The 20,329-nt window shown below is 40.2% G+C and carries 20 protein-coding genes; 10 read left to right on the top strand and 10 right to left on the bottom strand.

Going from position 1 to position 20,329, the window contains the following annotated elements:
• The first annotated feature begins 89 nt into the window (after positions 1–89).
• The 3 genes from G457_RS0101775 to G457_RS0101765 are packed head-to-tail and all read left to right on the top strand — an operon-like array spanning position 90 to position 2,750.
• On the top strand, positions 90–1,253 hold the full coding sequence (locus tag G457_RS0101775) for a dipeptidase (protein ID WP_026944944.1): 1,164 nt from the start codon (positions 90–92) through the stop codon (positions 1,251–1,253).
• Between the two features lie 2 nt (positions 1,254–1,255).
• Positions 1,256–1,981 (top strand): VIT1/CCC1 transporter family protein, encoded by a 726-nt coding sequence (locus tag G457_RS0101770; RefSeq protein WP_026944943.1) that lies wholly within the window; start codon positions 1,256–1,258, stop codon positions 1,979–1,981.
• Between the two features lie 4 nt (positions 1,982–1,985).
• Positions 1,986–2,750 carry a DUF5995 family protein gene (locus G457_RS0101765; protein WP_026944942.1) on the top strand — a complete coding sequence of 255 codons (765 nt, stop codon included), beginning with the start codon at positions 1,986–1,988 and terminating at the stop codon, positions 2,748–2,750.
• A gap of 13 nt (positions 2,751–2,763) precedes the next feature.
• Here the strand turns inward: G457_RS0101765 and G457_RS0101760 are convergent, their stop codons facing one another.
• The 3 genes from G457_RS0101760 to G457_RS20860 all read right to left on the bottom strand — a co-directional run bounded on the left by G457_RS0101760 (position 2,764) and on the right by G457_RS20860 (position 4,615).
• Complete coding sequence (locus G457_RS0101760; protein WP_026944941.1) at positions 2,764–3,180, bottom strand: type II toxin-antitoxin system VapC family toxin; 417 nt, start codon at positions 3,178–3,180, stop codon at positions 2,764–2,766.
• Positions 3,177–3,434, bottom strand: a complete 258-nt coding sequence (locus tag G457_RS0101755; protein WP_026944940.1) for a DUF6364 family protein — start codon at positions 3,432–3,434, stop codon at positions 3,177–3,179. Before G457_RS0101755 ends, G457_RS0101760 begins: the two co-directional genes overlap by 4 nt.
• A gap of 80 nt (positions 3,435–3,514) precedes the next feature.
• Positions 3,515–4,615 carry a DUF4407 domain-containing protein gene (locus G457_RS20860; RefSeq protein WP_035482930.1) on the bottom strand — a complete coding sequence of 367 codons (1,101 nt, stop codon included), beginning with the start codon at positions 4,613–4,615 and terminating at the stop codon, positions 3,515–3,517.
• 223 nt (positions 4,616–4,838) lie between these two features.
• Between G457_RS20860 and G457_RS20855 the strand changes: the two genes are divergently transcribed.
• Positions 4,839–5,507, top strand: coding sequence for a GDSL-type esterase/lipase family protein (locus tag G457_RS20855; RefSeq protein WP_155847065.1), 669 nt, complete (start codon positions 4,839–4,841; stop codon positions 5,505–5,507).
• Here G457_RS20855 and G457_RS0101740 read toward each other — a convergent pair whose 3' ends face one another.
• A complete protein-coding gene (locus G457_RS0101740; protein ID WP_026944939.1) occupies positions 5,508–6,101 on the bottom strand; it encodes a hypothetical protein in 594 nt (197 codons plus the stop codon).
• A 185-nt stretch (positions 6,102–6,286) separates the two neighbouring features.
• On the opposite strand from G457_RS0101740, the gene msrA reads away from it, so the two are divergent.
• From msrA to G457_RS22130, 3 genes are all read left to right on the top strand, one after another.
• Entirely contained in the window at positions 6,287–7,396 is a 1,110-nt protein-coding gene (msrA, locus tag G457_RS0101735) for a peptide-methionine (S)-S-oxide reductase MsrA (protein WP_035482929.1), read from the top strand.
• Between the two features lie 429 nt (positions 7,397–7,825).
• Positions 7,826–12,493 (top strand): PAS domain S-box protein, encoded by a 4,668-nt coding sequence (locus G457_RS22135; protein WP_051260660.1) that lies wholly within the window; start codon positions 7,826–7,828, stop codon positions 12,491–12,493.
• Between the two features lie 319 nt (positions 12,494–12,812).
• On the top strand, positions 12,813–13,196 hold the full coding sequence (locus G457_RS22130; protein WP_051260659.1) for a response regulator: 384 nt from the start codon (positions 12,813–12,815) through the stop codon (positions 13,194–13,196).
• On the opposite strand, the gene G457_RS0101720 is transcribed toward G457_RS22130, so the two are convergent.
• The gene (locus tag G457_RS0101720) at positions 13,197–13,802 is read right to left on the bottom strand and encodes an alpha-ketoglutarate-dependent dioxygenase AlkB family protein (RefSeq protein ID WP_026944937.1); all 606 of its coding nucleotides are present in this window, start codon (positions 13,800–13,802) and stop codon (positions 13,197–13,199) included.
• Between the two features lie 93 nt (positions 13,803–13,895).
• Between G457_RS0101720 and G457_RS0101715 the strand changes: the two genes are divergently transcribed.
• On the top strand, positions 13,896–14,303 hold the full coding sequence (locus tag G457_RS0101715; protein ID WP_026944936.1) for a hypothetical protein: 408 nt from the start codon (positions 13,896–13,898) through the stop codon (positions 14,301–14,303).
• 1 nt (position 14,304) lies between these two features.
• Here G457_RS0101715 and G457_RS0101710 read toward each other — a convergent pair whose 3' ends face one another.
• Positions 14,305–14,772, bottom strand: a complete 468-nt coding sequence (locus G457_RS0101710; RefSeq protein ID WP_248602808.1) for a Dabb family protein — start codon at positions 14,770–14,772, stop codon at positions 14,305–14,307.
• Positions 14,773–14,978: 206 nt separating this feature from the next.
• Here G457_RS0101710 and G457_RS0101705 point away from each other — a divergent pair, with 206 nt between their 5' ends.
• Entirely contained in the window at positions 14,979–16,142 is a 1,164-nt protein-coding gene (locus G457_RS0101705) for a hypothetical protein (protein WP_026944934.1), read from the top strand.
• Between the two features lie 2 nt (positions 16,143–16,144).
• Entirely contained in the window at positions 16,145–17,137 is a 993-nt protein-coding gene (locus tag G457_RS0101700; RefSeq protein ID WP_026944933.1) for a 2-hydroxyacid dehydrogenase, read from the top strand.
• Positions 17,138–17,185: 48 nt separating this feature from the next.
• Here the strand turns inward: G457_RS0101700 and G457_RS0101695 are convergent, their stop codons facing one another.
• The 4 genes from G457_RS0101695 to G457_RS0101680 form a co-directional block, all read right to left on the bottom strand.
• Entirely contained in the window at positions 17,186–17,380 is a 195-nt protein-coding gene (locus G457_RS0101695; RefSeq protein ID WP_026944932.1) for a cold-shock protein, read from the bottom strand.
• Between the two features lie 12 nt (positions 17,381–17,392).
• Entirely contained in the window at positions 17,393–17,626 is a 234-nt protein-coding gene (locus G457_RS0101690; RefSeq protein WP_026944931.1) for a hypothetical protein, read from the bottom strand.
• 334 nt (positions 17,627–17,960) lie between these two features.
• Positions 17,961–19,304 (bottom strand): hypothetical protein, encoded by a 1,344-nt coding sequence (locus G457_RS0101685; RefSeq protein WP_026944930.1) that lies wholly within the window; start codon positions 19,302–19,304, stop codon positions 17,961–17,963.
• A complete protein-coding gene (locus tag G457_RS0101680) occupies positions 19,301–20,323 on the bottom strand; it encodes a c-type cytochrome (RefSeq protein ID WP_248602807.1) in 1,023 nt (340 codons plus the stop codon). Before G457_RS0101680 ends, G457_RS0101685 begins: the two co-directional genes overlap by 4 nt.
• Positions 20,324–20,329: the final 6 nt, after the last annotated feature.

Here is a 20,329-nt window from a genome sequence, read left to right as displayed (position 1 = left end):
TTCCATCCATTTGGAAAGAACACTTTGCTTAGCAGCCTCATTTCTAAATACTCATTCTTTTACTATCTTAATCAGAATTTACCCGGCTTATGAAGAGAATTCTGATTTTCCTTTTATCCCTATTTTTGATCTATCTCATAGGGATCAACACCGTGCCTTCCTATATCGAGGCTCAAAGAAATCCAGTAAAAATACCTGGTCCTTATGTCGTCTCATCAGAAGCTCAAGAGCTTTATGATCGACTGGATTTTATTGCTGATCTTCATTGTGATGCATTGCTTTGGGGAAGAGACTTGACCAAGCGAGGAGATCGAGGTCATGTAGACTTCCCTCGAATGCGAGAAGGAAATGTGGCTTTTGAGATGTTTACAATCGTATCTAAATCTCCGGCCGGGCAAAATATGCAGGAAAATAGTGCCGACGCTTTTGACAATATCACCCCGCTTACCATTGCAAAAGGTGAAAGCCCGTCGAACTGGTTTAGTCTGATCAATCGCTCCCTTTCCCAGGCGCAGGCCTTGGATGGGTTTATTTCCAAAGAAGGTGAAAATGCTATCCTGATTAAGACAAAAGCTGACTTTGAGAAACTTCTACAAATGCGTGAATCCAATCCAAAAGCTATTGGTGGCATGCTCGGAATCGAAGGCGGACATGCCTTGGAGGGAGAGCTTGAAAATATTGATGCCGTGTTTGAAGCAGGAATCCGGATGATTGGACCTACTCACTTTTTTGACAATGAATTGGGGGGCTCGGCCCATGGAGAAAGCGGAGAAGGGCTTTCAGAATTTGGAAAAGCTGCAGTAAGTCGAATGAACGAATTGGGTATTTTCATTGATCTTGCTCATGCTTCTCCGGCCATTGTCGAAGATGTGCTCAACCTAAGTAATCAACCAGTGATTGTTTCCCACACGGGGGTCAGGGGCGTATTGGACTCCCAGCGAAACCTTAGCGATGAGCAAATTCAAAAAATCGCTAAAAATGGAGGAATCATTGGGATTGCTTTTTTTGATATGGCAGTCGGCACTCCGGAGATCCCCAACATTATCGCTTCTATCAAACACGTGCGTGATTTGGTAGGAATTGAGTATGTGGCCTTAGGTTCTGATTACGATGGCTCGGTTGCTGTTCCATTTGATATTACAGGATTGCCGCTGATCGTGGAAGGACTTCTGGAAGCAGGATTTTCCGAATCTGAAATACGTGCTGTAATGGGTGAGAATGTGAAGCAGTTTTTCTTAAAAAATCTCCGCTAATCATGAACGAGAAAGTATTACATCAGGAATCCGAACGCTTTGGCAAACTTCAGGAATACATGCGAGAGTTTGTCTACGGAGGTATAGACGGAGCAGTTACCACTTTTGCAGTAGTAGCAGGAGGCTTTGGAGCCAATCTAGATACAGGAATCATCATTATTCTTGGCTTTGCAAATCTTCTTGCTGATGGTTTCTCTATGTCTGTAGGGGCTTATCTTTCTGCCAAAACCGACCGGGAAAATTTCAAAAAGCATGAGAAAATCGAATACTGGGAGGTAGAAAATATACCTGAAAAGGAACGGGAAGAAATCCGCGAAATCTACGAGGCAAAAGGTTTCAAAGGTGAGCTATTAGAAAAAGTAGTGGATCAAATCTGCTCGGACAAGGTTCTTTGGGTAGCCGAGATGATGAAGGATGAGCTCGAAATGATGGAAGAGAACAAAAGTCCTTTTAAGATCGGACTAGCCACCTTGATTTCGTTTATCCTTGTCGGCTTTATCCCCCTATTGGTATATTTGATTGATTTCTTTAGCCCCATCGAAAAACATCTATTTTTATACACCAGCATTCTTACCGGTGTTGCTTTTATGATCATAGGCTGGATGAAAAGCTGGGTTAATCAGACGGCAGTTGGAAGAAGTATTTTCGAAACACTAGCACTAGGTTTGTTGGCCGCAATGGTTGCCTTTTATGTGGGTGATTTATTAGAAGGATTTTTTATCAAATAGGTAAATGACAAAAATCGAAGAGGTTCTTGAAAAATTGGATCAAATCATTTCTGAATGCCGTTCCAAGCAAAGCCGGATAGGATATTTTGCGATTCTTTACAGGCAAGTCACACGAAGGGTCAGAGATGGAATTCTAGCAGGAGAATTCGAAGATAATCCTCGAATGGAGATCCTAGATGTGCTTTTTGCCAAGCGATTTATTGATGCGTATGAAGGCTGGGTGCAAAGTCAAGCAATCACTGAAAGCTGGAGATTGGCTTTTGAGGCTAGCAAAAACACCAAGCATCTCGTATTGCAACATTTACTCTTGGGGATCAATGCCCACATCAATTTGGACCTTGGGATTGCTGCCTCTGAAACTATGAAAGGGAAAGAGCTTCAAGCGATCAAAAGTGATTTTGACCAAATTAATTTCATCCTTTCAGAGCTAGTCGACGATGTGAAAGCTAATATCAGTAAGATTTCTCCAATTTTTGGTTGGTTAATCCCCTTGGCAAAAGGCAGGGATGAGATGCTTCTTAATTTTTCGATTCAAATTGCCAGAGACGGTGCTTGGAAGTATGCTGGAGAATATCACATTGATCCAAATAAAGACTTTCAGATTCAGGACCGAGATAAAAACATTTCTACTCTCGCAAGAAAGCTGATCAATCCGGGAAAATTCCTAGGATTTCTCATCAAAATCGTGGGATTCGCTGAGTGGAAGTCGGTAAGTAAAACGATGGATCAGTTAGATCAGGTGGCAGCTGAAACGCTAAAAAAAATTTAAACCAGAAGTAGGTTTAAAATACCACTTCATCCAAGAATTTCTTACAGTCATAAACGGGGATCTCAGAAAAATAAAAGCCTTCCGAGTCCTCGGTGATGATGGCTTGACATTCATGTTGCAAAGCCGAATAATACTCCAAGCCATCCTCGAAATCCACCACACTAGGATCAGAAACTGCTCGAGAAACCACTATCGAATCGACTGAAGCTATATGAAGCTTAGAAGAAAGGACTTCCATTTTTCGTTTAGCAAGGCCAGCACCACTTTTTTTCTCGGCAAAATAGAAAGAAATAGCCAAGCAAATAGGTGTGGTGTAAAGTTGATAGCGCAACTGATCAGCCAAACTTAATATTCGCGCCGAATGCGGAAAAAGCGGATATTCCTTATTTAATACAGATACTAAAACATTCGCATCTAGAAAAACCTTCATTTTTTGCTTCCGAAAAACTCATCTTTCATTGCCTTTCGACTCGATGACGTGCGCTTGTATTCTACCTTACCCTCAGACACCATATTCACCCAATCAGCAATCGGAAGCTCCTCCAAAGATTGGTAATTTTTGGAAGTCATCTGCGCATACAAAAACTCCGTCAGTCTGGAAAGGCTGATATTATTTTGGTCGGCAAAATCCTTGGCTCGGTCTATGATCTCTTTATTAAAAGACAAAGTTATTTTAGTATCCATGGCTCAGATATCATTTTATGCCGTAAAGAAAAAAATATTTACACGTATTTCAAAGCAACTATCTGATTTTCTTTGCTTTTTCAATCCCAATTTGCCAATTCACGATCAGTTTCAGCTCTGTTTTTTCGGTTGGTTTTTTCTTTTTTCAAATCTGTCACATAGAAGTGCGTATCCTGAAAATAGCCTACCCGAGCATCCGATTCACCTTTAGCAATGACCCATTTTTCTCCTTTAAACAGTTTAACCTTTTCCTCATGAAGTTCTAGAAGTTCGTCATAAGGCCCACGGGGTGAGATTAATTTGACAAAAATAGGCGCCGTCTCGATTGCGATGAAAAGCAGCATTATGAAAATGTTGGCTAAAGCCATAGCCGAACTTTCGCTTGTCAAAGCTGAGAGCCCGTCCATCCGTGCGGCTAGTCCATCAAAGCCGTCGATACCCGGTTGCTGCTTTTCAAATTCTGCCTGACGCAAAGCCATAAACTCCCGAATCTGGGCCTCTAGTGTGTCAATTCGAACTTGGTTTCTGCTTCGCAACGTATTCAAAGCAATTTGCGCTGCATCCAGCTGCTGTTCCTTTTTCTTGGCATTTGTACCAAGCCCTACAATCCCACTTGTGCCTGAGGTCTTTTCGCCGAATCGCTCTGCATCATATTCCTTCTGTAGTTGATCGCGAAAAGACTCCGCCTCAGAAATCTCTGCTTTTAGCGTCTCTATCCTAGATTCCAATTCCTGAATTTCAGGAAAACCTTTAGCCAAATTAGCTTTGGATTGAGCGATGAATTCAGTTTTCTTTTCATCCAATTTCCGATTGATTTCCCGCTCAAACATTTTCAACTCCAAAGGCTTAGAAATGACCAAGGCCAATAAAACGGCCAAAACCAATCTTGGAATTGCCAGCTTCCATTCTGCCCAAGCACGCTCTTTTTTACGCATACTTGACACGATAAATCGATCTAGATTGAAAATCATCAAACCCCATAGCATCCCGAATAAGACCGCAGGCAAAAGACTTTGAAATACCGTGTGTAGTGCATAGCCCGCGGCCAAAGCAGCCAGAACTCCGGTAAAAAACACAGTCGCACCAATACCAAAATACTTATTGGACTCGGTGGGAGTTCGCTTTAAAGTGGAAAAATTGGCTCCGCTGCAAAACCAAAAAAATCTAGTCAATTGATTCATAAGAAAGGGATTTGGTGATCTGTCTTTTACCTAACGCCAAAATGCATGCAAAATAGATACACTTCATTGTCTTTGGGCCGAAATACCTAGAATGGGGGCAGAAAGCCTGATTTTGGTGTCAAAAGCATAGAAATGAACAATCTTGAAAAGTGAACGAATTGTTCGATTACGTTCAGGGGATGATCGGTTTTGGATCAGGACTTTTTTGAATTATGTTTGGAAAATGAAAACGACCCTAGTCTCCCTTTTCCTATTGATCGGCTTTTTCATTGGAGAAGTCCAATCTCAGACTGTTCCTTTTGAGAAGGAAGTCAAACTAATTGCCGACAGACTAAAACGCGATGGTTATCAGGTGGGAAGCACACTTTTCACTGGAAGCTCTTCGATACGGATGTGGGTCAGCCTCCAGGAAGATTTCCCTCAAAAACCAATCATCAATACGGGGTTTGGCGGATCTACTGCAGCGGATCTGAAGAGGCATTTATACCCTTTGGTTTTACAATTGCGACCCGCACGAGTATTTATATACGAGGGAGACAATGACATCAACAATGGCACATCGATCGATGAAATCATGTCTGACCTCGAGCAGATCGTAATGCGGATTCAAGTTGTGGATCCAAATTGCCAGATATATCTAATCAGTGCAAAACCAAGCCCTTCGAGATGGGACAAAAAAGAACAATACTTGGCGCTGAATGAAGCTATGAAGTCCTACACCGAAAAAAAAGAAAATGTAGGTTTTGTAGATGTTTGGACCCCTATGCTTGATGAAAATGGGAATCCGAAGTCTAACATATTTCTACAGGATCAACTCCATATGAATAAGACTGGATATGATATTTGGAGAGAAATTTTTGCAAAATTTTTCCCTGAAGAAACTCCCCAATAATTACGGTCCAAAAACACGTAGGGAAAGTGCCAAAACAATCTGCTCTGAACGAAAGCTTTTGTCTGCACCCAAAATCCTATCCAGATTGATTCGCTGGTCATTGAATTCCCGCTCATAGCGAAGATCCAGACCAACGGGACCTATCGCTACACCGAAGCCAAACTGATACCCAAGTCGAAGTCGCTTATTGAATTCCGCCGATTGGGAGGGTAAAAAATTGTCGTCTAAGGTATAGTGTACTGATGGTCCTCCAAAAGCAGTCAGAATCTTAAATAAGCGAATCCCCACCAAAACAGGCACATCTATCCGTTGGGTAAATGCCTCTCCATTGACCGTTTGAAATCGAGTCTCAGTAAATACCGCCTCAGGTCGCAAATAGATATCATAGGAGTTCATGGTGTAAAAAAGCCCCGCATGATAGCCTACATTTCCAAAAGGCTCTTTCCAAACCTGTCCAGCATCTTTAAAATATTTGCCGGAGGTATTGTAATTAGTACCAAACTTCAAGCCTAGACCTGAACCTTGCTGAGCATGCAATTGGAGTGGAGCTATGAAAACAAATACGAGGATAAATAGATAATTCAGCTTTGCCATGGCTAGAAGGTTTTATAAGAAGTCGGTACAGAATCTCTTTTTGTAATTTGTCGGACAATCCTTTTTAGGATTTTTTTACGTATCTGAGGTCAATGAATCAAAACAGAAACCAAATTGTTTGGTTTTAGAGTTGGTTCAAGACTCAGAATTACAAAAACCGAACCGAACAGAATAAATCCATCAGAATGTATCACTTAAAATCCAAATACAGCATTATGCTTACTTTCATTTTAGGACTCTTTATGGCTTGCAGCAGCCCACAAGAGTCTACCGAAATTCAAGAGCTTACAGAAGAAGACAGCCAAAAACTTGCCCAATTTTCAGGAAAAACAGAGTTAGCCACCTTTGCAGGTGGTTGCTTTTGGTGTGTGGAAGCGCCATTTGAAGATCTGGACGGAGTCATCACCGTGATCTCTGGGTATGCAGGAGGTAAGGAAAAGAACCCTACCTACGGAGAAGTAAGTAGCGGCAAAACTTCCCACCGCGAATCAGTCCAAATTACCTATGACCCCGAAGTCATCAGCTATTCCGAATTAGTAGATATCTTTTGGCAAACTTTCGATCCTACAGATGTAGGGGGCTCTTTTTATGATCGGGGATCTCAGTATGAATCCGCTATTTTCTTTCACTCTGCCGAGCAAAAAAGAGTAGCTGAAGACTCTAAAAAACTACTGGATGAATCAGGAAGATTCGAAAAGCCAATTGCTACCCCAATAATCAAATACACCAATTTCTACCCAGCAGAGGAGTACCATCAGGATTACTACAAAAAGAATCCGGCGGATTACTACGCCTATCGAAAAGGAAGTGGAAGAGATGCCTTTATCAAAAAGCACTGGCCTGAATTAAGTGCAGAGAAGTATCCTGCCACTCCAAAAGATGAGTTGAAAGAAAAACTCACTCCACTGCAGTATGAGGTAACTATGGAAGACGCTACCGAATATGCTTTCCAAAATGAATACAATGGGAATAAGGAGGAAGGAATTTACGTTTGTATAGTTTCCGGTGCTCCACTTTTCAGTTCCAGGGATAAATATGAATCTGGCTCGGGTTGGCCAAGTTTTACAAAGCCAATCGATGCTCGCCTTATTGATAAACCAATTGACAAAAGCCTTGGAATGACTCGAGTAGAAGTCAGAAGTAAACTTGGAAACAGTCATGTTGGTCATGTGTTTTACGACGGTCCTGCCCCAACAGGTTTGCGTTACTGCATGAATTCAGCAGCGATGAAATTCATCCCCAAATCAGAAATGGAATCAGCTGGATATGGGGAATATCTTTGGTTGGTGGACTAAATCCCCATAATCAAATGAAAAAGATATTTTAAAAGCTTTAGATTAAATCAAGCCATTTTACCCTGAATGAAAACCTTCTCTGCTATTCAATAGAATTGAACAATCCAGAGAAGGTTTTTTCATTAATAATCAAAATCTAAGGATATCTTTCAACCCTTTTTTCCATTTTTCAGGCATCATCCTTCCCTTTTAATTTATTATCTCCTTGAGTCTATTTGGTATTAGAAGGCTATTTTTTTAAAAAAAAGAATATTTACTTTAATTATTCCAATACCATTATTCGTTTTTCATTATATAATAATATAAAATATAATCTAATCTTTTGTATTTACTTCAAAATAATATTGGGTGATATGGTTTTAATTTATAAATAAATTATTGAAATTTCGATAGTCTAAGAAGATCAGAGGCGAAATCACCCCTTTTAAAATGTTCCAAGTTGCAAGTTTGGTTGATGAGATTTTAAATCACATTGACTGTAAATTCCTGATTGTCGACAATCATGGAAAAGTCCTACATCTCAGCAAATCTCTCATAGATCATAAACTAGATTCCCCAATTGATCTTGATAAAAATTATTTCGATCTCTTTCCTGGCCTAGAGCAATCTAAAGGAAAAATACAAGATGGCTCCATTCTAAGGGAATTGATAGCTACCGGTGAAATCTTTACTCACGAAATCTCACTTCTCAAAAAGGATTATTTCCTAGTCAAGATTAAGGAATGGACACATCCCAAAGAGGAATTCTTTCTCAAAGATGTCGACCTATTGAACCGACTTCGCCAAGGAGTTATCATTTGGAATCCAGGAATTCAGAAAATTGAATTTCTGAATGAAATTATGATACAATGGTTGGAATTGGATGAATCAGATCCCAATGAATTCCATGAATACAAATCGGTCCTTGACCCCATTCTAAGCTCTTCTTTGGAATTTTTAGATCAACTAAAAATACAAACAGGCAGTGGTAAGGATCTTATCTTGAATGTCACTAGAATCCCCATTTATAATCGAAATGCCCAACTTTTTGGATTTATCATAGAAAACACAAGCCCCTATCAAAATACCATTAAACAATTGCTAAAGTCTACAAGAAGATTCAAGCGTTTGTTTCACACCATGGCACAAGGGGTGGTTTATCATAGGGCTGATGGAGAAATAATAGATGCTAATCAGGCTGCCTTGAAACTCCTGGGTCTTAGCCTGGAACAAATAAAAGGAACCAAACCGGTCGACCCGCTTTGGAAAGTCATCCATCCCGATGGAAGCGATTTTCCGGGTGAGGAGCACCCTGCCATGATCTCCTTAACTCAAGGGCTGAAAGTAGAGGATGTCATCATGGGAGTATATCATCCAGAAAAGCAAACTTTTGTTTGGTTATTGGTTAATTCCCAACCGGTCTTCACCAAGCATTCAAAAAAAATAAGTCATGTGATAGCTACTTTTACCGATATCACTAAGCAAACTCTGGCAGAGCAAAAACTTCGCAAGCAAGTGAAATTGCAGGAATTGCTAGCAGGTACGGCCATGGATTATATTCATATTGACCCTATTGAAGTAGCTCCTACCGTACAACGCACGCTTCAGGAGTTGGGAAAATTTATGGATGCAGATCGCTCTTACATTTTTGAATATGACTTTACTAACCGCATTACCAACAATACCTACGAGTGGTGCGCGGAGGGTATCGAGCCCCAAATAGAGGAATTACAGGAAGTTCCTTTTGATTTATTTGAAGATTGGCTCGACACCCACCTCCGAGGAGAGATCATGCAAATTGATAATGTGGCAGAGCTATCTGATGAGTTGGGAATTAAAGAGATTTTAGCTTCTCAGGATATCCAAAGCCTTGTCGCAGTCCCAATCATGCATGAGGGGAAGCCATGGGGATTTATAGGAATTGATTCAGTAAGAGTGCAGCATACTTTTACAGAGAATGAGATCAATCTGGTAAAAGTATTTGCTGCCATGCTGGAAAATATTCATCAAAAATTCCAGAATCTCAATAGTTTGAATGAGCGGATCAAAGAACTGTCCTGTATCTTCAGAATCTCGGATCTAACCCAAAAGAAAGATCAAACATTAGAGGAATTTTTTTCGGAGATAGTGGAAATTCTCCCGTCTGGCTTTTTGTTTCCGAAAGAGACTAGTGCAAAATTAATTTACGATGAGCAGGAGTTTGAAAATTCAGGATTCAAGCCTTCAAAAAACATCTTATCAAGAAGCACTTCTCTGGAGGAATCCAAGTGTTTGAGTCTTGAAATCCACATACCCGAAAAAAAGTTTTTTTTAGATGAAGAAAAGCAATTGGTCAAAGGAACCCTTTTGATTATTCAGAAACATCTGGAAAATCAGCTGCACCTTGCTATCATCAAAAAAAATGGGGAAGAACTTCAGAATATTTTAAGCTCCCAGACCAACTACCTTGTACGATTTGATCAAAACTTTGAAATAACCTTTGCTAACAACAAGTTTATTCAAAGCTATGAGAGAGAAATAGGCCCTAGACCTGAAAACACATCAATTTCATTTTTTGAGGTCATCGCTGAATCTAATAAAAACTTACTACAGGAATGTATTTCAAAAGCATCCCAAAAACCAGGAGAGATCATCACGAGCGAGTTAGCATGCTCCAAAGAGGGCGATAGCCAAAAAATCTTTCTTTGGGAGTTTGTTTGTATTAATAAAGAAACAACTCAACAATTTGAAATACAGGGTATTGCGGTAGACATCACTCTCCAAAAACAAGCTGAAAATGCTCTAGCAGCAAGTGAAGAACGCTTTAGAAGCATTGCCGATAATTCGGGTTCCGTTATTTGGGAAGTGGATGCTACCGGGCGGTATACTTATTTAAGCGCTGCCTGCCACCGTGTTTATGGTTACCTCGAAAAAGAATTGTTAGGCAAATATTTCTTTGATATTTTTCCTGAAAATAAACGAGAAGAATTTAAAAAGATAGGTATTCAACTATTGGAAAAAGGAGGAGATATTCAAGCCTTCGAAAACCCCATCCAGAAGAAAAACGGGAAAACTATTTGGGTAAATACCTATGCTTCTCCTATCCTGGATGACCAAGGAAACCTAGTTGGATACAGAGGAGCGGACAGTGACATCACAGCGGAGAAAAACGCCAAAGAAGAACTCCTCAAATTCGAAATCATTTCAGATCAGGCTCATCAAGGAAACGTCATTATCGATGTGGATGGAAAAATAACCTACTGCAATGAGGCTTTTGCCTTAATGCATGGATATCAACAGAGTGATTTGATAGGTCAAAAAATTCAGTTGCTTCATACACCAGATCAATTAGAATTTCTAGAAAGAGAGTTATATCCCAATGATTTAAAAAACAGAGAATTTAAATTCAAGGAGTTAAAAAGAAAACGAAAAGATGGAAGTATTTTCCCTTCTATTTCATCATCTAAGCCAATCTTTGACGAATCTGGCAAGCGAATTTTCAACGCGGGTTGGGTCATTGATATTTCAGAGAAAAAAGAACAAGAAGAGCGGCTTTTTGCAATTTTGGATGCTATTCCTGATATGATATTTGTCAATGATCGTGAAGGGAACTATTTAGAGCATTATGACTCCAAAAGCGGAAGTGAGATTGGTGATTTCAGCCACTTAGTGGGACAAACAATTGGTGATGTTTTTGACCCAAAATGGACCAAACTACATCTTAAGAAAATCGGTGAATGTCTAGATACTGGCACTTTGGTCACTTATGAATATCCTCTAGCCATTCAAAATGAGGATAAATTCTTTGAGAGTAGAGTGGTCAAGTTGAGCGACACAAAGGTTCTCCGGTTTATTAGGGATATTAGTCAACGTATCCGTTCTGAAAAAGAGATTCAAAACCTCAATCAAACACTAGAAGAAAAGATAAAAATTCGAACTCAAGAGCTCGAGAGAGCAAACTTATCACTCGAAGAAGCAAAATTAGAGGCCGAAAAAGCCAATAAAGCCAAGAGTGAATTCCTGTCGCGAATGAGCCACGAGCTTCGCACACCGATGAACGCGATTTTAGGTTTTGCTCAATTGCTTGAACTGACTCCACTTACAGAAAAGCAGCTGAAAAACCTGGAATATATTCTCAAAGGTGGCCAACATCTGCTAAGTCTGATAAATGAGATTTTAGATCTATCCAAAATAGAAGCTGGCAAGATCAAAATGAAAGTAGAACCAATTGATCTCAATGAGATTTTGGAAGAAACCATTCAGACTGTTCAGCCATTTCTAATAAAAAAATCAATCCATCTGATCAACAATCAATCAGAGTCACTTTTTGTATTAGCCGACTGGCAAAGGTTAAAGCAAGTATTTCTTAACATTCTTAACAATGCTATCAAATACAATAAAGCCAATGGGAAAATTGAAATTTCTCAATTTGAGGTTTTAGATAGGGAGCACAGTAAAATACGGATAGAAATAAAAGATACTGGAAAGGGGATTCGAAAAGAGGATTTCCCCAAGCTTTTCGAGCCATTCGAACGAATTGGGGCCGAAATGACGGAAACTGAAGGTACGGGATTGGGCCTTGCCGTGGTGAAAAAACTTCTCGAATTGATGCAGGGTGAAGTAGGTGTGGAAAGTGTTTTGGGACAAGGAAGTACATTTTGGATAGAGCTCCCCTTAGCACTTAATCAAAGCCAACCGACTTCTGTGAATAGTATAACAGGAAATAATAAAGGCGAAGAAATTGAAATAAAGAAAGGCACAGTTATCTATATTGAGGACAATATTTCAAACATTCAATTAGTCGAAGAGATTTTTGAAACTACGCTTCCCGAAATTGCTTTGGTTACTGAAAACTATGGTCAGGAAGGGATAAAGTCCTGTTCCAGGATTTTACCGGATTTGGTTCTACTGGATATTCATCTTCCCGATATTTCAGGTACCCAAGTGCTGTCCGAGTTAAAGTCGAATCCATTGACCAGAGATATTCCAGTCATTATCCTGACTGCCGATGCACAGACTGCCAACTCGGAAAGCTTAAAAAGTAAAGGGGCTTTTGCGATTCTTTCTAAACCTTTCTATGTGCCTAGCTTTATCAGTTTGGTGAAAAAGAGCTTAGAGATAAAAGCAAATCAATCATGATCTAGAGAATTATTCTCAGTAAAGACATAATGATATTCTAAATCCAAATTAGGAATACCAGTGGAATGAAACATATTTAGCAAAAATTGTAGAAGGAAAAAACGGTATTCCTACGTCAAAAATGCAATATATTAGAAAACCGAGAAATAAGATATTCTCAAAAATTTGATAAAAGGCTTTCTTGAAAAAACATTTTTGCACAATTTGAAAAGATGCCGCTTTTCAAAAAAAGAAATTTTGTTTAAATCGCCTTTTTATAGATTGGTAATTTGAAATTTGATTAGAAATGCCCGGATGCATTAAAATATAATAACAGAAAATGACAAACTTTGACCTCTTGATCGTCGACGATGATCCTGCTTTTCGAAAAATCCACGAAGCACTCGTTAGACGTTCAGAATTCCATGATGCCCCTGTTCTACTAGAAAATGGCCAAACAACAATTGAATACCTAGAGTCTAATCCTAGCGGCAACAAACTCCTCCTTCTTGACATTTTTATGCCAGTAGTGGATGGTTGGGCAGTTCTAGACTATATCGAAGAGCTCAAAAAACCTGAATCAATCAAGGTTATCTTAATCACATCTTCGGTCAATAAGAGTGATAAAGTCAAAGCCATGGATTACGTAAGTGTAATCGAATATATTGAAAAGCCACTTGTCGAAGATTACCTTCGAATGCTGAAAAATCAATTCCTATTCTAATTAACGAATCAGGCGGAAGGTCAGATTAATTCTTTCGCCTGATACTTTTTTTGATTTGGGGATTTGATGCTCCCAATGATCCTGACAAGCCCCCTTCATGAGCAAAAGACTTCCATGTCCCAGCTCAATTTGTAGCTTTTCTTTTTTGTCCACATAGTTTCGAAATTGAAATCTGCGGGGAACCCCAAAACTTACCGAAGCGATTACAGGCTCAGGTCCTAGACTTGCTTCATTATCTCGATGCCATCCCATAGAATCTTGACCATCGCGGTAGAAATTCAGTAAAACATGAGAAAATCTCGCTTCAGCCACTTCCTCCACTTTACCTTTGATTTCAAGAAGAGTTTTGGACCAAGGAATCGGCTCCATCGTAATCCCTGAATAGCTGTAAGTAACACTCTCGTCACCATAGAGGGCTGTTAACCGAGGTTGCATCACTTTTTTTCCAAACATCCAAATGGCCTCATGCTTCCAGGAAATATCATCTCGGAGGATATTGAAATACTCATCAGCTTTTGTTATTTCAAAAAGACTATCAAAGTAAAGCACTTCACCACTGTGAGGTAATAAGTTTTTTGTATCAAACGGAAACAAGTTAGCCATCATAATGCTCAAACTCGATATCAATTAGCCTGTTTAAAAATACCTACAGAAAATAATTTTTCGACAGACTGATTATATTTGATAAAAATCAGTGTTATGAAGAAATTTGGCTGGATAGTAGGAATTTTCCTCATCGTTTTCCTTTCTGTATTCATGTGGTGGAAATACTTTTTCGTTTTTGGAGAAGGTGTCAAAGCCGGATCTCTAAACTATTTCGTAAAGAAAGGAGTGGTTTTCAAAACTTATGAGGGTAGAGTAGTACAAGAGGGCTTTCAAAGCCCAACTGCAGGCGCATTGCAAAGTAATGAGTTTCGGTTTTCCGTGATTGACGAAGAGGTAGCACTACAGCTTGAGCGATCCTCTGGAAAATTCGTAGAACTCAGATACAAAGAATACAACGGAATGCTACCCTGGAGAGGAGCCAGTAATTTTATCGTCACAGAAGTGCTGGACGTAAAGGAGTCAGGCAAGACCTCTACCTCAGGGGTACCTTTCGATCAATAAATCAAGGCCGAGTCCAGTAGTCTACTACCAAAACCTCCTTTAGGTGCGGACCTAGTATTTCACCAAACTTCTGATGAGCAGGATGCGGTAAGTAGGCATCTCTGTCTTCATTGGAGTGAAAAGTGAGCGTAAAGGCATGCGTCAATCCTCTGTTCAACCCCTCAGGACTTGAATTTTCTCCCCATTCAAAGGATTGGATACCAGGAATGTCATTTTGAAGATTTCTAAAAGCATCAATTACCATTTGGATATCTTCTGCAGAAGAAGAGTCTTTAAATGAAAAGTAAACCGCATGTCTTAATACAGAATCCGGTTCATTTTGTACGGTAACTTGATTTTCACTCATTTGGTCGGCATTGTTTTCAGGGTTTTGACAAGCAAAAGCTAATAACAGAAAGACAATTAATCCAAGGTTCTTCATCATATGGGTTTCTTTATTAGGTTTTTCATAGATAGGTTTCAATCTCACTCGCAAACATTTTAATAATTCGGGTAGTGTGAGCAAAAGCAAAATCAAATTAATCAAAAATATTGATCCGCCATCTTGGTTTTTGAAGTAAGTCTAATTACCTTAAATTAAATTTAAATAGTAAAACTATTTTATAAATAGACATGAATTGTAACCTCCCTCCTACCAAGGAGAAGGTTATGACTGACGAAAACTGATAAAAACAGATGAAAAACACCCTCCTCTACTTCTTGACTTTGATTTTTTTAGCTTCTTGCGGCCAAAATGAGACAAAGGAAACCGAAACGAGTATTTCCGAGTATTCAATTACAAAAATTGATTCTTTCGAGGTAAATAATTTAACCCGAGTATTTATTCGGGATTACTCAGCAGAACTAGACAGGTATTTTGGCTATGCCATGGTCGAAGATGATCTTTTGGAGATTTCTGGCGAGGGTGAAATCATCAAACGGACTCATAAAAAAGGTGACGGTCCTGGACTTTATGGTAACTGGAATCCAATTGGAATCAGTTTTGGACCAGAGCAAGAACGAATCGTAGAGTTGCCATTTCAGATACTTTCCTATGATTCTACGTACTCTGTGATTCATAGCCAGCGCATCCAGTCACCACTGCCGATTCGAACCTTTGGCCCCATGGGCCGAACGGAATACTTCCAAAATTCTGATAGTACTTTTTACCTAGTTGGGCCTAGCAATTATCTTTCTTCCCATTACTTGATTCAAAATGAAGAAGGTCGGGACACCTTGAAGAACTTTTACAAAATCCACATCCAATCAGGGGATATGAAATCCATCATCCCCTATCGCGAATCAAGTCCCTACCGACAAACTGACAATATTTATCAGGAATTAATGACTAAAAGCTTTCTGGTCGATCATGAAAAGCAGGAACTACTTATCCTTCATGCTCTCTCGAAAGAAATAGAAGTCTACAACTTACCTACCTTGGATTTTTCCCGGAGCATACCAATTACCCACTCAGAATTTGTTGAATATTCCCCTGTCCCATTAGGAACCATGGGAAATGATGACCGAATCAAACCGCTACGCTTCATGGCAGGGCGAAATCAAAATTTGATCAAAGTAGATTCCGATACTTATCTGATCAAATATTTTACAGGAGTATCCGAAGCTGAATATCAAACTAGAATTGCGAACGATGCCACTTATATTCCTAATTCTGACCCTGAAGAACAGGCCATATTGATCATCAAAAATGGAGAGCAAGTAAGTCAGGAGCTTTCAGGAATTGCAGGTAGTATTTTATTTGGCTTGGGCGATGGCAAGTTTTTGGTTCTGGAACCTGAAAATCAAGAAGTAGAGGAAGAAAAAACCCGCTTTTCAATCTATCAAATCAAAAGTTCATAATCATGCGAATAGCCTTCTTTAGTACCAAAAAATACGACCAGGACAGCTTCACCTCTTTGGTCAAAGATTATGGTTTTCAGATCGATTTTCTGGAGGCAAAACTCGATCATCAATCAGCGATATTAGCACAAGGACATGATGTAGTATGTGCATTTGTCAATGATCAAATCGATTCTAAAACGCTAGAAATACTTTCGAAGGAAGGAGTCAAATTGATTGCGCTTCGATGTGCAGGATATAATCAAGTGGATCTAGAAAAAGCGAAGGAACTGGGAATCCGAATAGTCAGAGTGCCTGCATATAGCCCCGAGGCAGTCGCCGAGCATACTTTTGCACTCATCCTGACCCTCAGTCGCAAAACCCATAAAGCCTATAACCGAGTCCGAGAATCAAACTTTTCCCTGGAAGGGTTGACAGGATTTAATATTTTTCAAAAAACCGTCGGAGTCATCGGTACAGGAGCAATTGGTAGAGCATTTTGTAAAATCGCACTAGGATTTGGCTGCAAAGTACTGGCCTTCGATGTCATGGAAAATGCCGAAATGAAAAAAATCGGTGTTCAATATTGTTCGTTAGACAAGCTATTTGCCCACTCCCAAATCATTTCCCTACATTGCCCCTTGACTCCTGACACCCATCACATCATCAATAAGAAGGCGATGGAAAAAATGAAGGACGGCACCATGCTAATCAATACTTCAAGAGGTGCACTTATCGACACGACGGCTGTAATTTCTGCTTTGAAAAAGGGAAAAGTGGGCTTTTTGGGAATCGATGTCTATGAGCAGGAGGAGGACCTCTTCTTCCAAAATCTATCCGAACAGATCCTTAAAGACGACCAAATCTCCCGCCTTATAACCTTTCCCAACGTATTGATTACGGGTCATCAGGCTTTTTTGACCAAGGAAGCCCTTCATCAAATCGCCTTCACCACCCTCGAAAATATAGCCGCTTTTGCTTCAGACTCCGAGCTTGTAAATGAGGTAAAAGCATAAAAAAAGCCTTGAACTAGAAAGTCCAAGGCTCGCTCATTGTATTGGAAATTATCTTACCACCTTTACATTGACGGCATTCATTCCTTTCTTCCCTTCGATGACATCAAAGGTAACCTTGTCATTTTCCCTGATCTCGTGTACCAAGCCAGTGTGATGTACAAATACATCATCGCCGTTGTCAGCTGGTGTGATAAAACCAAAGCCTTTGGTTGTGTTAAAGAATTTTACTGTTCCTTCATTCATGATTACTACTGTTTACTGTGATTTATTGGAGTTTTGTTGATTACTTTTTTTGCCTTTTGGATCTTCGGGCTCGGGAGGAGTTTCGGAAAAATTGCCGAACTCATCTACATACATAATCATGTCCTCAAGCTTTCCACTTTTCGGCTGATCCTTCCGGGCTTGCATTTTTTCTTTCTTTTCTTTCTTTTTTCGTCTTTTCAGTTCAGCTTTTTGCTTTTTGATAAAGGTGTTCTGATTTTTTGACATGTATTAGTTTTAGGTTACAGAAAGAGCCATTAACCGGCTGGTCAAGGCAGAAGCTCCAGACTTTTCAAATTGAAAAACAAGAAACGGGAATTTAACAGGGCACTGTTTATTCTGATACAGAAAAAGTAGATCAGAAAGCGAAAACCTTGGGGGCACTTACGCCGAGGGATACTACTCAGGCAGGTTTAAAAACCAATTACTAAACTATTTCAACGTGAAGGTCCTATCTTGGCGGAACTTCTGGTTTCAAATGTCAGCAGAAGTTTTTGTTTTTCCTAATTTTTAAAAAAATCTAATTTTTCCCAAACTCCCTGAAAGACAAAAGATTCAGTGTTTATTGAATTCTAAAATTTGCAATTAAGTTGACATGAAGCAAGCCCACTTTATTGTATCGCTGACCCGCTGTCAAACCATCAGCATTCAAGGCTTCCTTATTCATCATGAGCAAATGGAAATCCATCTTCGGGGTGCTTGATGGTCTGTATTTCACCCCAAGATTAATCTGCCGATAAGAGGGTAAAGCATATTTATTTGCCGCTGCATTCTGAACCTCAGGCAACCAATGAAATCCCAAATGGCCATAAACTGTCCAATTAGCCGAAGGATAAAACTCAGCCAGAAAAGTGGTCGCAGTCAAACTTTCAAAGCCTTCGTTTCGCTCTCTTGGAATGAATGTAAACCAAGCGTCTTTACCCCACTCTCTAGGACTTAGCCACCTGCCATTTCCACCAGTTTTTGTGAAAGCAGAAATCAGTTTCCACTTTTTGATTTGCAAACCTCCCTGAGCAGAAAATGCCCAATTTTGATCCATCGGATCTTTATACCTCAAGATCGGATCAGGATTTCCTCCCTCCCCTATTCCATGTTGAAAACCTGCCTGAGCACCCAATATCCAATTAAGCTCCTTTGAAGAATTCGTCAAATTATAATTCCACTCAGCCCAAAAAGTAGAGGAGATATTTTGAGCTAATGTCTGTGATAAGCTAAACTTGTGGTCCTTCGTATGAAAGTCCACCTGCAGAACGCTAACAAAATCACTTTGGGTGTTTCCTACATATTGTGAGGGGGATCCATTCAGGCCGCGACCACTTCCATAAATACCGATTGACTCTCCGATAGGAAGATACCGATTTGTACCCCTGACGAGAAAACGATTGATATACCATCCAGAGAATTTCCATTTTGAATTGGGAGTAAAACTGGCTGAAGCCCCTTCCATCAGTGTAGGAGCCAATCGTCCATCAGCAGGATTGACCCAAGAGGTATTAATCCCCATCCGCCCAATAGCTAAATGCCACTTCTCAGTTTGATAGCTTACATTTAAAAGTTCTAAGGTCCCAAAAAGATCCTGTCCAGGCTCTAAATAATTGAAAAGACCTGTTTCGTAGCGATTAGATTGGCCGGAAATCGGATCTACCTCCCAAATATCCGAACTCCAAATATTGGCAAAACCACGATACGCGGCCTGAATTTTCCATCGATCTGAAAATGTCCCTTTGACTCCCAAAGAAAGGGAAGAACCTAAGGCATAGTCATCCTTGAACTCACTGGAATACGAAGTGCTCATCCAAAAAGTCCGCCAATGAACTGTCGGCTGAATATCCAGCTTATTTTCTTTGACTTGACTGTGAGATAAAAAAGGAAGGAAGAATAAAATCAGGTAAGCGCTAAACCTCATTGAGTGGAAGCTTTTGCTTCTTGAATAGGTTTAAATGGACCGTATTTGTGCTGCTGCTCTGAGAACGGATCGCTGTAAGGCCCAAATGGATGATCCATCGGTTTTTTGGAGATATCCGGCCAATCACCAGTCAAATCTTTACTAGGTCGCTCAAGGCTATTGACATAAGCAGCCACATCCCATGCATCCTCATCTGACATTAAGGGATTTTCATAAGTCGCTCCAAGTGGCATATTGGCCTTGACATAGCCCGCAAATCTGGATAATCTGTAAAGTCCGGCTCCTTGATTGTAGCTATTTGGACCCCACAGCGGAGGATAGATATAACCACTTCCATCAGCTTTTGCTATTCCCTGACCATCTGCTTGATGGCAGCTTTGGCATTGGCTACCGTAGACCGTTTTACCTCTCACAGGATCAGCGGCTCGATCCAAGAGCGGTAATGCATAGATTCCGGCCCCTTTTGGCTTTTCACCCTTAGGCACACCCTGTCCCAGCCACTCCATATAGGCAACCATGGCGATCATTTCTTTGGAATCACGCTCAAGACCTTGACCATTCAAGCTCCGCTCAAAGCAATCATTGATTCGCTTCGGAATATCTTCAGATTTCCCTGATCGAGCTCTTACTTTTGGATATGTGGCCATTACTGCCCCATAGTTATTTCCTAAAGGTGCGGTCCCTGCATTGAGGTGACAGTTTTGGCAATTAAGGCCATTGGATATCTTCCGTACACTTCCATTTGGTCCCAAGTAAGCTGCTGTATTTGCAATCAATTCCCGCCCATATTTGATATCCGCTGCATTAGCTTCCGCATCGACAGTTGACCAATCAGGAGCTGTCCACATTCCGACGGGATCCATCAGTGCTTTACTTTTAGGCTCTGGAACTACTGCTGCTGCTAAAACTTGCTCATCCCCTGTTCCAAATTCAGGCAATTGCACTCCAGCATAGGATAAATAAATTACCACACCTATGACTGCTACCAGGGATGTAACCAAAGCCAATAATCCGACCATCAGGCC

Source organism: Algoriphagus marincola DSM 16067, assembly GCF_000429405.1.
GTDB classification, from domain to species: Bacteria; Bacteroidota; Bacteroidia; order Cytophagales; family Cyclobacteriaceae; genus Algoriphagus; species Algoriphagus marincola.
Note: the sequence above shows the minus strand (reverse complement) of the source record. Positions and strands in the feature narration are given on the sequence as shown.

Excerpts from the sequence above, each read along its gene's own strand:
- G457_RS0101685 (WP_026944930.1), bottom strand. The coding sequence starts at position 19,304 with ATGAGGTTTAGCGCTTACCTGATTTTATTCTTCCTTCCTTTTTTATCT.
- G457_RS22130 (WP_051260659.1), top strand. The coding sequence starts at position 12,813 with ATGACAAACTTTGACCTCTTGATCGTCGACGATGATCCTGCTTTTCGA.
- G457_RS0101695 (WP_026944932.1), bottom strand. The coding sequence starts at position 17,380 with ATGAATGAAGGAACAGTAAAATTCTTTAACACAACCAAAGGCTTTGGT.
- G457_RS0101765 (WP_026944942.1), top strand. The coding sequence starts at position 1,986 with ATGACAAAAATCGAAGAGGTTCTTGAAAAATTGGATCAAATCATTTCT.
- G457_RS0101775 (WP_026944944.1), top strand. The coding sequence starts at position 90 with ATGAAGAGAATTCTGATTTTCCTTTTATCCCTATTTTTGATCTATCTC.
- G457_RS20860 (WP_035482930.1), bottom strand. The coding sequence starts at position 4,615 with ATGAATCAATTGACTAGATTTTTTTGGTTTTGCAGCGGAGCCAATTTT.
- G457_RS0101690 (WP_026944931.1), bottom strand. The coding sequence starts at position 17,626 with ATGTCAAAAAATCAGAACACCTTTATCAAAAAGCAAAAAGCTGAACTG.
- G457_RS0101720 (WP_026944937.1), bottom strand. The coding sequence starts at position 13,802 with ATGATGGCTAACTTGTTTCCGTTTGATACAAAAAACTTATTACCTCAC.
- G457_RS0101740 (WP_026944939.1), bottom strand. The coding sequence starts at position 6,101 with ATGGCAAAGCTGAATTATCTATTTATCCTCGTATTTGTTTTCATAGCT.
- msrA (WP_035482929.1), top strand. The coding sequence starts at position 6,287 with ATGTATCACTTAAAATCCAAATACAGCATTATGCTTACTTTCATTTTA.
- G457_RS0101760 (WP_026944941.1), bottom strand. The coding sequence starts at position 3,180 with ATGAAGGTTTTTCTAGATGCGAATGTTTTAGTATCTGTATTAAATAAG.
- G457_RS0101705 (WP_026944934.1), top strand. The coding sequence starts at position 14,979 with ATGAAAAACACCCTCCTCTACTTCTTGACTTTGATTTTTTTAGCTTCT.
- G457_RS22135 (WP_051260660.1), top strand. The coding sequence starts at position 7,826 with ATGTTCCAAGTTGCAAGTTTGGTTGATGAGATTTTAAATCACATTGAC.
- G457_RS0101755 (WP_026944940.1), bottom strand. The coding sequence starts at position 3,434 with ATGGATACTAAAATAACTTTGTCTTTTAATAAAGAGATCATAGACCGA.
- G457_RS0101770 (WP_026944943.1), top strand. The coding sequence starts at position 1,256 with ATGAACGAGAAAGTATTACATCAGGAATCCGAACGCTTTGGCAAACTT.
- G457_RS0101680 (WP_248602807.1), bottom strand. The coding sequence starts at position 20,323 with ATGGTCGGATTATTGGCTTTGGTTACATCCCTGGTAGCAGTCATAGGT.
- G457_RS0101715 (WP_026944936.1), top strand. The coding sequence starts at position 13,896 with ATGAAGAAATTTGGCTGGATAGTAGGAATTTTCCTCATCGTTTTCCTT.
- G457_RS20855 (WP_155847065.1), top strand. The coding sequence starts at position 4,839 with ATGAAAACGACCCTAGTCTCCCTTTTCCTATTGATCGGCTTTTTCATT.
- G457_RS0101700 (WP_026944933.1), top strand. The coding sequence starts at position 16,145 with ATGCGAATAGCCTTCTTTAGTACCAAAAAATACGACCAGGACAGCTTC.